Below are 14,306 nucleotides of genomic sequence, written 5' to 3' on the forward strand. Positions count from 1 at the left end.
TACAATTCTATCAAAGTATCTTAACGATACCTAATAATGAGAATCACATATTTGATAATAAAAACAATCCATGGCCTATTATACCTCAGTCCTCTTTTAAATAATCAGAATTATTTCAAGATTTGTTAAGCAACGATTATTAATATCCTAAATCTCTGGCCGCCACATTTACTCGAATAGCAAGAGACGTGAAGTTAGTTATAGATGTCAACGAGGGATCCGCACTGTCTCGCTTGCGATAGATGTGTCTGAGGTCTATAAAAAAATTATGTTTGATCATATAGCTCGCCGTTAGATCGGCAAAGAGCTGATCATTGGATACTCCCTGTCCTAGGGAGTTGCCATATTCCTGTGTTCGTGAATTGTAGTTCTTAAGAATATCCGACCCAATATTTTGGTCCAATGGATCCGTGCCATATTGGGAAGCTATGAATTTACCTGTCAGATACAATTTGTTGATTGGCTGATATCTGGCTATAAATATGGCTTCTTTGAAATTGGACCCTAAGGGATGCGCGAGTGGCTGTCTATAATGTGCATAATTAGTGAAAATCGACTCGTGCGAATAAGTAAAGGGCCTCGATACGTTATACTCAACCTGAAGATCCAGATTGCTCACCCCAAATGCATTGTAGTACTTGCCTCCAGCTTGAATAGAAAATTTATTTCCCCACCAGCCATTTCCAGCTTTCAACTCTCCAACAACCAACTCATCGAGTAGTGCCTGCCCGTAAAACTGGAGACCTTTGGTGATATTCCACTTCCAGTCCATTCCAAAAAATGCATTGTCCGGACTACCGGTATATTGCTCAATAGAGCGATAAAAAATTATTGGATTCATATAATTCCATTCGAGCGCAGTCCCTGTACTGTCGCCTCGGTTGAATATGATAGCTTCAAATATTCCAATATTAAAATTGTCTGTTACGTTCACACTGAGGTGATGGGCGGTCAAAAACTTCTTGGGAAACTCATCTGTTCCATTAGATCCAAATGAGGAAAATGGAGCATCAGCCACCAGTTCAGTATAGAGATTGGTGTATTGGATCCGCCAGATTTTTGTTTGTATTTTCAAAAACGTACTCGGCGCACTGAAGTCTGACAACAACAACGATCTATAACCATTGCCAACAAAATTTTTATCATAGCCGAATTGCATCATAATATGTTTGCTGGCATTGAAAGTAAAATATCCTCTAGCCGTAAAGAAATCCACCCCATGGTCGCCAAATTTTTTCCAAAAAGCCTCATTAGGCACCACTCCTCTTTCTCCAATATAATCCTGCACATAGCTCGGGAATACAGCTTGAGATTCTTCTATAGAAGAATAAAACCCAATTTTATTGTCGATTGATCCTCTGATCAAAGCTCCTCTAGTGTTGATGAATGGTGCAGAGCCGCTATTGTTATCCCTGCCTGCGCTCAGATACAAAATAGGATTTACTCGAAGTTTGAAATCCTTGGTATTGATATGCAAAAAGTCTGCTCTTGTCTGATAAAATTTCTTCAAAAAAGGTCTTTTGCTCTTGGTCTCACCTTCTGCTCCATACTCCCAATGATCGGTTTTCAAATAAGAATTATTAAACTGATCCTGGCTGGAGGTCAAAAACGAAGCTGAATCTACCGCTGCTACTATATCCTGAGCTCGATAGGGTTTGAAACTGGTGTGCAGACTTCTACTAAAATCCTGATTGAGCACATCTGTGCGATCAATCAGTTGATAATAATCCGCATTGAGTGGGGCATATATGCTCTGAGCATGGGTGGTGGTGGTTATCACAACCAACCAGAGGAAAAGAATTATTCGATTCATTAATACGCTTGCTTTCAATTCAAATAACTAAGAATAAATATTAGGAAGAGGCGCAAATGCTAAAATATTGCTTATCAGACTCAAAATCACTCAAAAGCATTTTTATTTAATAGTTTTGCAATTGAATTCCATTTACGTACTTTTGCAGTCCTTTTCGTTAATAGGCGAAAAATTTAACTGAAAAGCACTATGGCAAAAACCATGGCGCACAAAAGATAAAATCATGAAAAAAGATATTCATCCAGAATACAAAGAAGTAGTATTTTTTGATACGTCGAGCGATTTCAAATTCTTGACTAAATCTACTATGGGTTCTGAAGAGACAATCAAATGGGAAGACGGCAACGAATACCCTTTGATCAAAATTGAAGTAAGTTCTGCATCACACCCATTCTACACTGGTAAGAAACTATTTGTGGATACCGCTGGTAGAGTTGAGAAATTCAACAAAAGATACAAGAAAAAATAATCTGCCTTTTAAGGTAAAAAGATTGAAGTCTTCAAGATATTTGTTCTTGAAGACTTTTTTATTTCTAGCCCATGCAAATTGCTCTTGCAGACCTGTCGCAGCATAGGATCAAGTTGTTTCCATTTACAATGACCCGCCCCGTGGGAGACTTGCGTGTGGGCATTTTGACCATTCAGGAAAAATGGGAAAAGCATTTCAAACAGTCCGTTGATTTTCTTACAGTCACTGATCTGACTCCCAAATTTGGAGGCACACATCAAAACTATCAGCTGGTAATCAATGGTGCACTATGCCCAAACACCGAGCTGGTAGCAGAGATCCTAAAACTAGAACAAGGTCAGGCGCTATATCACCAAAATACTTTTCTCGCAGCTCGAGGTACCATCCATTCGTTGGAGGAATTCGAAAATCAAAAAAACACGACTGCCATAGAATACGATGGCGGATATACGCTGATTGCTAGAAGCTGGGATTTATTCACCCATAACAAGGAACAGCTCGAGGCGGATTTTTTGTTGCTCACAGCCGATCGAACTTCACATGTGATCACCGATCCTCATACCAGAGTCTATAATCCTGACTCCATATTTGTCGAAGAGGGTGTAGACATCAAGGCCGCAATACTCAATGCTGAAGAAGGCTCCATTTATTTGGGCAAGAATAGTATTGTTCAGGAAGGCGCCGCTATTCGAGGCCCTTTTGCATTAGGTGAAAATTCCAGGATCAACATGAATGCCAAAATAAGAGAAGGCGTGACGATAGGTCCCAATTGTAAGATTGGCGGAGAGGTCTCAAATTCTATCGTATATGGCAACTCGAACAAGGCACATGATGGATACCTCGGTATGGCCGTGGTAGGTGAATGGTGTAATCTCGGCGCCGATACGAACAACTCAAATCTCAAAAATAACTACGAAGACGTTAAAGTATGGGATTTTGAGTCCGAGTCACTAATTAATACCGGACTACAGTTCTGCGGTTTATTTATGGGAGACCATTCAAAAACAGCAATTAATACTATGCTTAATACAGGTACAACCATCGGTGTATGTTCCAATGTTTTCGGCAGCGGTTTTCCCCCGCCTTACATACCTTCATTTTCATGGGGAGGATCAGATCAAATGACCGTGCACAAAATAGATAAAGCCATCGCCACAGCACAAAAAGTATGGGCACGAAAGAATATCCAGCAAACAGGCAATGATGAAAAGATATTAAAAACTATCTTTGATCACTCGATCAAAAGTCAGTCATGAGATTTTCAGAAATTCCGGGACTCAGCTCATCAAAAGAACAACTCATACATGCGATAAAAGGCAACCATGTGGCCCATGCTCAGCTATTTTATGGTCCACAAGGCTCCGCAAACCTTTCCTTAGCCCTGGCTTATGCCACCTATATCAACTGCAAAAATCCTTCAGACACAGATTCATGTGGTATCTGCGAATCATGTACTAAAATGGATCGATTTATACACCCTGATCTGCAGTTTGTCTTTCCAGTGAGCTCCACCAAGAGTGTGACAGGCAAAAATGTTGTGAGTTCGAGTTATCTAAATGAATGGCGGACATTTTTACTCAACAATAAATATGGTAGCGTTGAAGACTGGAGTGCTCACTACGGAGCAGAAAACAAACAAGCCAATATATCCAAGGAAGAAAGCCGAAACATTATTAAATCACTCACTTTGAAGTCCTTTGAGGCTGAATACAAAGTGCTCATCATCTGGCTGCCAGAGTATATGAATGCCTTTGCCGCCAATGGCATTTTGAAAATATTGGAAGAGCCCGCGGAGAAGACTCTTTTTCTGTTAGTCAGCTGTGATTATGAAAGATTGCTAACCACTATACTTTCACGCTGTCAGCTATTCAAAGTTCCTTCATTCACAGATGAGGAGATCGAGAAGTACTTGGTAGAAAATAAAAACATCGAGTCTGACAAAGCAAAAAAAATTGCCTCTCTTTCTGAAGGCAGCATAAGATCAGCTGTAGAGCATATCGATAGCGCCGAAGATGATGCACATGTCATGTTTAGAGATTGGATGCGACAGTGCTGGATCAAAGATTTTACTTCACTAAATACTACCAACGACCTGTTCAACAAGCTTAGCAAAAATGGACAGAAGTTATTTTTGCAATATGCACTCAACATGATGCGCCAAGCGCTGGTTAGTGATTACTTACTTGGTGAAAAGAACAAACTGAATGAACCAGAGAAAGATTTTGCTATTAAATTCGGCAAGACTCTCTCCACGCAAAAACTTGAAAAGATCAGCGAAGAATTCAGCAGAGCGCACTATCATCTGGAACGAAATGCCAACGTTCGCATATTATTTATGGACTTGTCAATATCTCTTGGCAGAATAATGACTGCCGCATGAAAATAAGAATAGGCACCAGAGGAAGTAAGCTCGCACTTTGGCAGGCAAATCATGTGCAGGATTTGCTCAGAGCAAATGGAGCTGACACAGAGATCGTAACCATCGAGACTAAAGGAGATAAAGTTCTTGATGTGAGTATTGCCAAAATAGGAAGCAAAGGAGTCTTTACAGAAGAAATAGAAGAGCAGCTAAAAGATGGTAGAATAGATATCGCAGTACATAGCGCCAAGGACATGCAATCTACTCTAGCCAGTGGCTTTGAATTGATCGCCTTTGGAAAACGAGAAAAATCGCATGACGTTCTTGTCAGTCATCAATCTATTGATTTAGAGCAAGAAGGGCTAGTCCTGGGCACCTCTTCCACCCGCCGATTGGCCTTCCTAAAAAGGCACTATCCAAATGTGCAAACTGTGCCTGTCCGTGGCAATCTACAAACCAGAATTCGTAAGATGAAAGAAGGAGCATGTGATGCCCTCTGGCTAGCCTACGCAGGTGCTCATCGCATGGCTTTTGACGAAATGATCGTTCACGAATTTGACCCGACCATTTTTGTGCCCGCAGTTGGTCAAGGAAGCATAGCCATAGAAGTTTATGAGTCTATAGATCCGGAGAAAAAAGCGCTCGTCAGAAACTGCATAAACCATGAGCTCAGTGAGAAGTGTCTTATTGCCGAGCGCTCGTTTCTAAAAACAATGGACGGCGGGTGTAGCATCCCGGTATTTGGCTTGGCCACTATAGAGAACGACGTACTCACCCTATACGGCGGAATAATCAGCTTGGACGGGAAAACCAGTGTAGAAAAGTCATGCTGCTCTACTACGAATGCTGCAAAAAAAGTGGGTGAAACTTTGGGACGGTATGTACTGGAAAACGGTGGCCAAAAAATACTGGAAGATATAAGGAAACATCAGGAAAATTGAGCGTAAGAGTTATGAGAAAAAGTGCTATTCTATTAATTACGATTTGGTTTACACTAAGTGCCTGCGCTCAGGAACCAGTATTTCAGACAGAGAAATTCACTCAAACAGATAGTAAAAAAGACTACTTGGTGACCATTCATACTTCCTTTGGTGATATGAAAGCGATCCTATACGACGAAACCCCATTACATCGAGATAATTTTTTGGATCTGGCCCAAAATGGACATTACGACAGCACCATTTGGCACCGAGTCATAGACGAATTTATGATTCAAGGGGGTGGTATCGACATGAAAAAAGGAGGCCTTAGAAAAAGTGAAACCATACCTGCAGAGTTCGATAAAAGACTCTTTCATGTGAAAGGGGCTCTAGCTGCAGCACGAACTAACAATCCCGCAAAGGCTTCGAGCTGGTGTCAATTTTATATTGTCCAAGGAAAGACCTATACCGAGGATGAACTCATGATAGATCAGCAAAAGCTCAATCAAGGTATGCGGCAACTTTTGCAGACGGGTAAGCATCAAGCCCTACAAGAAGAAATAATGGAGCTTCAAGAAAAGAGAGACTTCGATGCAATCAATAAACTAATCATGGAGAAAACCAGTCTCATAGAGACTGAATTGGGAATCTCAGTCCGTAAAGAAATACCTAAAGAAAGAGTAGCCGCCTATACCAGTCTCGGAGGCGCTCCACATCTCGATGATGCCTATACCGTTTTTGGCCAAGTGGTAGAAGGCCATGAGATCATAGATAAAATCGCGGCAGTAAAAACAAAAAGTGGTGATAGACCACTCGAAAATTTGTACCTATCTATCGAAGTGGAGCAGCTCTCGAAGAAGAAGATAGCTAAACTATATGGAGTGATCTATCCAAAAAAATAGGGTTCCACTTGAAGAGTCCAGTTTAGAAGGACTGTCTTAAGCAAGACTGCTAAATGGTCATACCATCCTAAGTCAGTCGATTTGAGCTAAAAATACTTACATTTATGGATTGAACGTATAAAAGATTATTGAAGTGTCAATCGTTGAAGAAGATAAATTAATTAATAAACTAAAGAATGGCTGCCATCAGTCGTTCACCAACCTCTTTCATCTTTATGCAAAAAAACTATATAATTTTGCATATAAGTACACCGAATCACACGCCGAATCAGAAGAAATAGTTCAAGAAGTATTTCTGAAAATATGGAATAAAAAGGATTCTATCAACCCTAAGCTATCATTCAATGCTTTCGTAATAACTATCGCTAAAAATTTGATATTTAATAAAATCAAAAAAGAAGCGAGCAGAAGGCAATATCGCGCTCAGATTGCCAGTTCTGAAATGATCACCAACGAAACTGAAAATAATGTTATATTTGCCGATTTGGCAGAATTAGCAAATAATAAAGTTGAAAGCCTACCGCCTAAACGAAAACAAATTTATTTACTAAGAAGAGATTCGGGATTATCGGTAAAAGAAATTGCGGCCCAATTGGGAATAGCGGAGAGTACCGTCGAGAATCAAATGAATAAAGCAATAAAGACATTGAAATCTAACCTATCTAATTTTTCATAAAAATAATTAGCAGAGTAGGTGCATCAGCCAACCTATCTGTATTAATGGTGTAAACTATTTAAAGATTGGATTTTTATAACAAGTATAAAGCTTTCAAAGCGGGCCAGCTAACTCAGAAAGAAATTGAGGAGTTTGTTACCTGGATGAGTTCCAGGGAAGGGGAAAATATCATCTTAGAAGAGATTGAGGACGACTGGAATCTACTCGACGCAAAGCAAGCGACTGACGAAACCAGACTAGAGTCCATTCTCACAAAGATCACAGAAGAGACGAGAGAGGATGACAATATCCAACCAGGTATCGGTATTTTCACCAAAATAGCTGCCACAATTGCGTTATTAGCCATGTTTGCAGGACTAACATATCTGGTTTTCCCGGAACTTGTATCCCTGCACCAGGCCCAACACATTACAAAATCTAATCCTAGTGGACAGAAGTCTACTCACTTTCTGCCAGATGGCAGTAAGGTCTTTTTGAACGCAGAAAGCACAGTTTCTTACTTAGAAGAATTCGAAGGTGATGTCCGCCTCATCGAACTTAAAGGAGAAGCCTTCTTCGAAGTTGCCAAAAATCCTGAGAAGCCTTTTATCGTAAAATCCGATAATATCTCTACCACCGCCATTGGTACATCGTTTAATGTGCGTGCCTTCCCTGCTGAATCTATACTCGAGGTAGCTCTTGCTACCGGAAGAGTAAGAGTAGAATCAAACGGATCTGGAGGAGGCATTTATCTAAATCCAGGAGAGAAAGTAACTTATTCAGACGTGAGTGGTGTAGCTACTAAATCAAATTTTGATTTTGATGAAATTATAGGCTGGAAAAATGGCCTAATTAAATTTCAAGATGCTAACTATGAAGAAGTTAAGAATAGACTGGAAAGGTGGTTCGGAGTCAAGATCAAAAGCAATAAAAATCCTTCAAAAAATTGGACTTACTCAGGCGTTTTTGAGAACCAATCTCTGGAGATGATATTGGAAGGTATGAAGCTCACCAAAAATTTTGAATACAAATTGGAAAGAAAATCGGTGGAAATCATGTTCAACTAAAAGTTAGCTTATGCTAAAAACCTCTACCAGATTAGCCTTAATCTGTTTTCTATTTGTTTCATATTTTGCACATAGCGCCAGCATTTATGACAACATAAAGAATACAAAAATCAGTCTGGTACTCAAAGATGCTTCCATCAAAGAGACTTTCATGGCTATCGAAAAGTCAACCAAGTTTCGATTCGCTTACGAGAGAGAGGACATAGACGTCTTCGTCACTATCAATCACGATGGATCTACCATTTCCATTTCAGATCTATTGCTGCAAGTCTCCGAAAAGAGTGGATTGAGATTCAAGCAGATCAACAATACAATCAACGTCTATAGAAGCAATAACCCAGAAGGCGCAACCGAAGGTACCCTCCGTCATTTCAAAGTTTCAGGCCAGATTACAAGCGGAGAAGACGACCTGTCGCTGGTAGGAGTATCCGTACGAGTAGCAGGTTCTAATATTGGTATCATCTCTGATGGCGATGGTAAATTCGAACTTACTATCCCCGGTAAATCTGCGAAACTGGTAGTCTCTTATGTTGGCTTTGAGACTTCCAAAATAAACGTCGATCCGTCTGTAGGAAAGCTTCGAATTAAGATGGCACCAGATCTCAAAAATCTAAATGATGTGGTGGTGGTAGGCACAAGGTTTAATCCTCGATCGGTTTTAGATTCACCAGTTCCTATAGACATTATCTCCAGTCAGGAGTTGGAAGCCACCGGACAGCTCACTCTCGATCAAATGATTCATTTTAAAATGCAGTCTTTTAATGCTTCACAGCAAACCGTGTCTGATGCCACTGCACACTTCAATCCCGCCGATCTTCGAGGTTTGGGCCCAAGTAGAACTTTGGTACTCATCAATGGCAAACGCAAAAATCCGAGCGCTCTTGTATACATAAATGACACCCCAGGCAAAGGTGAAGTAGGAGTAGATATGCAAAGTATTCCTATAGGAGCGATAGAGCGAGTGGAAATATTGAGAGATGGTGCCTCGGCTCAATACGGATCAGATGCCATTGCAGGAGTGATTAATATTATTCTTAAGGAGGAGGCAGAATCCACAACCATTAGCGGCTTCTCAGGAATCACCACCGAAGGTGATGGGCTAAATTTTGGCTTTAGCGCCAATACTGGATTTGAACTGTTTGAAAGCGGGTTTTTGAATCTCACCACCTCATATAAAGAACAAGAATATACCAACCGATCCGGAAAACCAGGAAAGGATGAATTTCTAAACGTGGAGGGTTCCGAAGAATGGATCGCATCAAATCCCGACTTGGGTATGATCGTCGGTCAGCCTGACATGACCATCTTTGACGTGTTCTACAATGCAGAAATCCCACTCAATAGTCGATCAGAGTTATACTCCTTCGGTGGAGTTACACTCAGACAAGGAACCAGCTTTGCACTGTATCGTACGCCTTATTGGGTTCCTGATCCGGACAATATTTTTCATAAGGACCTTGAAGAATATAACGGCTTTCACCCCACCTTTGAAACCGATATCAACGATCGAACGCTAGGGTTAGGTATCAGAAGCGAAATTAGAGAGTGGGAAGTAGACATCAGTGCTGTATCAGGATCCAATACCGTTAGATATCATATAGGCCAGACGATGAATCCAGACCTTGGAAGGCAGAGCCCTACACGTTTTGATGCCGGTGGCTATTTCTTTCAAAATTTTGTCAACAACATCGATTTATTTAGACAAATCGGTGATTTTAATATTGGTTTTGGTTCTGAGTTTAGAACTGAACGATTTGAGGCCTTTGCTGGCGAAGAAGCCTCCTATCAAGGCCAAGGCTCGATTTCCTTTCCTGGAATACGTCCAAGAGATGTAGTAGCTGAAAATCGCAATAATGTAGGAGTGTATACAGATTTGGAATATGACAATGATGTGATATTAGTTGGAGGTGCCGCCAGATTTGAAAATTATGATGATTTTGGTAAGAATTTCACTTGGAAGCTCAATACAAGGTTCAGACCCTTCAGAGATTTAATTTCAATTCGTGCATCGGCTAGTACCGGATTTCGAGCTCCGTCGTTGCATCAAATCTATCTCAGCAATGTGCAGACTCTAATTTCGGATGGTACAATCTCCAATCAAGGAACTTTCAACAATCATAGCCCCGTCATCCGTGAGCTTGAAGTGCCTAATTTGACTCAGGAAAATGCAATCAACTTCTCTATAGGAATTGCTCTACAAATCACACAAGGACTCGAAATGACTTTAGATTACTATGATATCAGAGTCAAAGATAGAATTCTCTTTACCAACGAAATTGGGTCCGATGGTGATCCTACCACCACTACAGCACTTGAAGACACGCTACAGTCCTATCAAGTTACAAGTCTGAAGTTTTTTACCAATGCCGCTGATACAAGAACACGAGGTGCCGACCTGGTCACCACGTACAAAGATATTGCCTTGGGTCAAGCCAAATTAGATATCAGCTTCGCAGCCAACTTGACCGCTACTTCGATTGAAAATGCCATTCGTACACCTGGTCCAATTGCCGCTGCCGGAAATGAAATCTTCAACCGAAAAGAGCAAGCTAGAATTATTTCGGCACGTCCAGCGAGCAAGTATCATCTTGCATTTGACTATGTATATAACAAGATGACAGCTGGATTGAGCTTTACCCGCTTCGGCGAGGTGATTTGGAAACATGCCGAAGATCCGAACAAGGATCAGACATTCTCAGCTAAAATCATAACAGACCTGAACCTTAATTATCAAGTATCCCCTACGGCCACCTTCGGAATTACTATTCAAAACCTTTTGAATATTTATCCTGACGAGGTCGACCCTAAAAATGACCCCATCACAAATCTTGGTGGCCGCTTCAAGTACGCGTGGGAGGTCAATCAATTCGGATATCTCGGCACAGTGGTTTCCGCCCGAATCAACCTTCGGTTCTCTTAGAATACAGAAGGTAATTTTGTCAATCAAATGTTTGACAGGATATAATTTCTTCAAATCCGACCCTTATTCATTTATATTTTATCTAACGCAAACGGTAAGCGATTGACAATTGATATAGTTGACAATCATATAGTTAATGGCTTGATATAGAGTGATTGTTTTGAAAATACTAACAGGCGTTAGTCTGTTGGTTGAATAATTCTTTTAACTCTAAAACCGAACTTTATGAAAAAAGTTTACTCAGCATTGACCGTTATGCTCATGTTAACGGTCTCTGTAGCTTTTGCCCAGCGCACAGTCTCTGGGACAGTTACAGACGGTTCATCCGGCGAGGCACTCGTGGGGGTGAATGTGATTGAAAAAGGAACCGCAAATGGTTCTCTTACGGACCTTGATGGTAATTTCAAATTTGAAGTTGCAGAAGGGTCTATTCTCGTATTTTCTTATATAGGGTATAGCTCAAAAGAAGTGACTGTCGGATCGCAGACACAACTAGATGTATCTCTTATAGAAGATGTAACAAACCTTGAAGAGGTTGTAGTAACAGGACTAGCCACGTCTGTAAAGCGCTCTAACCTTGCAAACGCTGTGGCCTCCATCTCAGGCCAGGATCTTGCTGGAAAAACCAACATTCAAACATTGGATGGAGGATTGCAAGGCAAGGTAGCAGGTGCAAATATCCTGAATAACTCTGGTGCTCCAGGAGGAGGTATCTCTATGAAACTAAGAGGTATTACCACCATTACCGGATCTTCAGAGCCGCTTTATATTGTGGATGGAGTATATATTGACAACTCCGCCGTTTCCAATGGGTCTAATACGGTAACTGCCGCATCGACAAATGGTGCAATGACTACCAATCAGGATAACGCGGCCAACAGAATTGCAGATTTGGACCCTTCCGATATTGAGAACATAGAAATTCTCAAAGGAGCTTCTGCTTCTGCGATCTATGGCTCTAGAGCCAACGCTGGTGTGGTAATCATTACTACAAAAAGAGGAAGTGAAGGAAAAACAGCAATTACGTTCAAACAGGACGTTGGATTTGCTAAAATTCTAAATCCTCTTGGTACAAGGCCATTTACGTCACAATCAGTACTTGCTGATTTTGGCGCTGCAGCCCAGACACAATATGATGCTGCTGAAGCCGCAGGCAAACTCTTCAACTATGAAGACGAGCTGTACGGTGAAACTGGACTCTTGACTAACACCAAAGTAACTGTAGCAGGTGGCGATGAAAAGACCAAATTCTATGTGTCGGCAAGTAGAAAAGATGAGGAAGGAATCATCAAAAAAACAGGTTTTGAGAGAAACTCGATCAGAGCAAACGTTGATCACAAGATTTCGAAGTTTGTCGATATGAATATCTCTACCAACTACATCAAGTCTAAAACAGCCAGGGGTCTGACTAACAATGATAATGCCGGTGTTTCTTACGGTGTAGCTTTGGCTTTTACCCTGCCTTGGCATGATCTATATCCAAATAATAATGGTATCTACCCTAACCACCCAGCCAATCCGTCGAATCCTTTGGCGACTAGAGATAAGTCAACCGTGGAAGATGAGACGAATAGGTTTGTGGTAGGCTCAGGAATTAATTTCAATTTGATCAGACAGGAGAATTCTTTTCTTCAATTGAAACTGCAAGGAGGAATGGATTATTACAATAACGAATCCACCCTTCATTTTCCAGAAGATCTACAGTTTACTATTGGCAACCAAGACGGCGTGTATTCAAGAGGCAACAACGTAACTTTCAATACAAACCTGTCTGCTTTCTTGATCTACAACACATCAGTAGGGGACATTGATTTGACATCATCTGCCGGTGTAAATCGATTAGATCAGGCAAGAGAGCTCTTAACTGTGCAAGCACAGCAATTGACTGCAGGTCAGCAAAATCTGCAACAAGGTGGATCTTTGACAGCGTTTCACAGAAGATTGACTTCTCAGGATTTAGGCTATGCGGTACAGCAAGAAGCCAACTGGGATGACAAATTGATTGCTACGGCTAGTGTAAGACTCGACAAGTCTACGTTAAACGGTGACGCTAATAAGCTTTATGCATACCCTAAAGTTTCTCTAGCGGCTAACCTTGCCAATTTCGAATTCTGGAATTTTGGAACAGTTAGTCAATTGAAGTTGAGAGGAGCATATGGAGAAGCTGGTGGAGTACCAAATCCAAACGCAGTTTCATTCGTTCAGCCTAAATTCACAGCTCTCGGGCCACTCAACACAGGGGGAAATACAGGTGCCGTAGTAGGTACAGCTTTTGGAGATCCTAATGTAGAACCAGAAAGATCTAAAGAACTGGAACTAGGTTTAGATCTTGGTCTTTTTGATGGTCGTATCGGATATACCTTCACTTGGTACAACAAAAAAGTGGAAGACCTGATATTAGTGGCAGCTATGCCTCCGACCTCAGGATTTTTGAATCAGCAAACCAATCTTGGTGCGCTGGAGAACAGAGGTATTGAAATGTCTTTGAACGCATTAGTAGTGAACAATTCCGCCATCAAATGGAACACTACCATTAACTGGTGGACCAACGAATCAGAAATGACAAGATTGGATGTGCCAGCATTTAACCCTCCAGGGGGCGGATTTGGTGCAGGACTTGGTACCATTCGATTGGAAGAAGGTAAGTCCCTCACCCAAATAGTAGGTACGGATGGATCTCCTGATGTAGTACAATTGGGTGACGCAGCTCCGGATTTTCAAATGGGATGGAGTAACGATATCACATTCATGAAAAACTTTACTTTCTCCATGCTATGGCACTGGAAAAAAGGTGGACAAAATGTGAACCTTACAGGATTGTTGACTGACTTCGGTGGTACATCATACAACTTTGATGAGGTGCTGGATGACGGCCAGAGACTGGGTGACGCAAGAATAGCTGCTTTTGGTAGCGGTCAAAATTCGGCCTTGTTTGTAGAGGACTCAGACTATATCAAGCTTAGAGAGGTATCACTCTATTATTCAATTCCAAAAGCAGTGCTTGGCAATGCTTTTAAAGGCGCAATCGATCGAGTGAGAATTGGAGTCTCAGGAAACAACTTGTTTATGGACACACCATATTCTAGTTATGATCCAGAAGTATCGAACTTCGGTAGCGGTGGTGTACTTCAAGGTATTGAGGTAACTCCATTCCCGTCTTCAAAAAGAATGTTTTTTCACCTAGAAGTTGGATTCTAAAAA

The 14,306-nt window shown here is 41.1% G+C and carries 10 protein-coding genes; 9 read left to right on the top strand and 1 reads right to left on the bottom strand.

The genetic code is table 11. The annotated features are described in order from the left end of the window. Positions 1-139 precede the first annotated feature (139 nt). Positions 140-1,813 (bottom strand): hypothetical protein, encoded by a 1,674-nt coding sequence (locus ABJF11_RS09165; RefSeq protein ID WP_348119510.1) that lies wholly within the window; start codon positions 1,811-1,813, stop codon positions 140-142. 223 nt (positions 1,814-2,036) lie between these two features. Between ABJF11_RS09165 and ABJF11_RS09170 the strand changes: the two genes are divergently transcribed. From ABJF11_RS09170 to ABJF11_RS09210, 9 genes are all read left to right on the top strand, one after another. Then, positions 2,037-2,282 (top strand): type B 50S ribosomal protein L31, encoded by a 246-nt coding sequence (locus ABJF11_RS09170; protein ID WP_348119511.1) that lies wholly within the window; start codon positions 2,037-2,039, stop codon positions 2,280-2,282. A gap of 71 nt (positions 2,283-2,353) precedes the next feature. After that, entirely contained in the window at positions 2,354-3,538 is a 1,185-nt protein-coding gene (locus ABJF11_RS09175) for a putative sugar nucleotidyl transferase (protein ID WP_348119512.1), read from the top strand. Then, a complete protein-coding gene (locus ABJF11_RS09180) occupies positions 3,535-4,662 on the top strand; it encodes a DNA polymerase III subunit delta (protein ID WP_348119513.1) in 1,128 nt (375 codons plus the stop codon). The genes ABJF11_RS09175 and ABJF11_RS09180 overlap by 4 nt, the downstream gene beginning before the upstream one ends. Continuing rightward, on the top strand, positions 4,659-5,582 hold the full coding sequence (hemC, locus tag ABJF11_RS09185; protein ID WP_348119514.1) for a hydroxymethylbilane synthase: 924 nt from the start codon (positions 4,659-4,661) through the stop codon (positions 5,580-5,582). The genes ABJF11_RS09180 and hemC overlap by 4 nt, the downstream gene beginning before the upstream one ends. Positions 5,583-5,593: 11 nt before the next feature. Next, entirely contained in the window at positions 5,594-6,463 is an 870-nt protein-coding gene (locus ABJF11_RS09190) for a peptidylprolyl isomerase (protein ID WP_348119515.1), read from the top strand. A 133-nt stretch (positions 6,464-6,596) separates the two neighbouring features. Further along, positions 6,597-7,139 carry an RNA polymerase sigma-70 factor gene (locus ABJF11_RS09195; RefSeq protein WP_348119516.1) on the top strand — a complete coding sequence of 181 codons (543 nt, stop codon included), beginning with the start codon at positions 6,597-6,599 and terminating at the stop codon, positions 7,137-7,139. A 65-nt stretch (positions 7,140-7,204) separates the two neighbouring features. Beyond that, on the top strand, positions 7,205-8,185 hold the full coding sequence (locus ABJF11_RS09200) for a FecR domain-containing protein (protein WP_348119517.1): 981 nt from the start codon (positions 7,205-7,207) through the stop codon (positions 8,183-8,185). A gap of 10 nt (positions 8,186-8,195) precedes the next feature. Continuing rightward, a complete protein-coding gene (locus ABJF11_RS09205) occupies positions 8,196-11,105 on the top strand; it encodes a TonB-dependent receptor (RefSeq protein ID WP_348119518.1) in 2,910 nt (969 codons plus the stop codon). 225 nt (positions 11,106-11,330) lie between these two features. Continuing rightward, positions 11,331-14,303, top strand: a complete 2,973-nt coding sequence (locus tag ABJF11_RS09210) for a SusC/RagA family TonB-linked outer membrane protein (RefSeq protein WP_348119519.1) — start codon at positions 11,331-11,333, stop codon at positions 14,301-14,303. Positions 14,304-14,306: the final 3 nt, after the last annotated feature.

This window comes from Reichenbachiella sp., from assembly GCF_039941815.1.
Classification (GTDB): Bacteria; Bacteroidota; Bacteroidia; order Cytophagales; family Cyclobacteriaceae; genus Reichenbachiella.

Excerpts from the sequence above, each read along its gene's own strand:
- ABJF11_RS09165 (WP_348119510.1), bottom strand. The coding sequence starts at position 1,813 with ATGAATCGAATAATTCTTTTCCTCTGGTTGGTTGTGATAACCACCACC.
- ABJF11_RS09170 (WP_348119511.1), top strand. The coding sequence starts at position 2,037 with ATGAAAAAAGATATTCATCCAGAATACAAAGAAGTAGTATTTTTTGAT.
- ABJF11_RS09175 (WP_348119512.1), top strand. The coding sequence starts at position 2,354 with ATGCAAATTGCTCTTGCAGACCTGTCGCAGCATAGGATCAAGTTGTTT.
- ABJF11_RS09180 (WP_348119513.1), top strand. The coding sequence starts at position 3,535 with ATGAGATTTTCAGAAATTCCGGGACTCAGCTCATCAAAAGAACAACTC.
- hemC (WP_348119514.1), top strand. The coding sequence starts at position 4,659 with ATGAAAATAAGAATAGGCACCAGAGGAAGTAAGCTCGCACTTTGGCAG.
- ABJF11_RS09190 (WP_348119515.1), top strand. The coding sequence starts at position 5,594 with ATGAGAAAAAGTGCTATTCTATTAATTACGATTTGGTTTACACTAAGT.
- ABJF11_RS09205 (WP_348119518.1), top strand. The coding sequence starts at position 8,196 with ATGCTAAAAACCTCTACCAGATTAGCCTTAATCTGTTTTCTATTTGTT.
- ABJF11_RS09210 (WP_348119519.1), top strand. The coding sequence starts at position 11,331 with ATGAAAAAAGTTTACTCAGCATTGACCGTTATGCTCATGTTAACGGTC.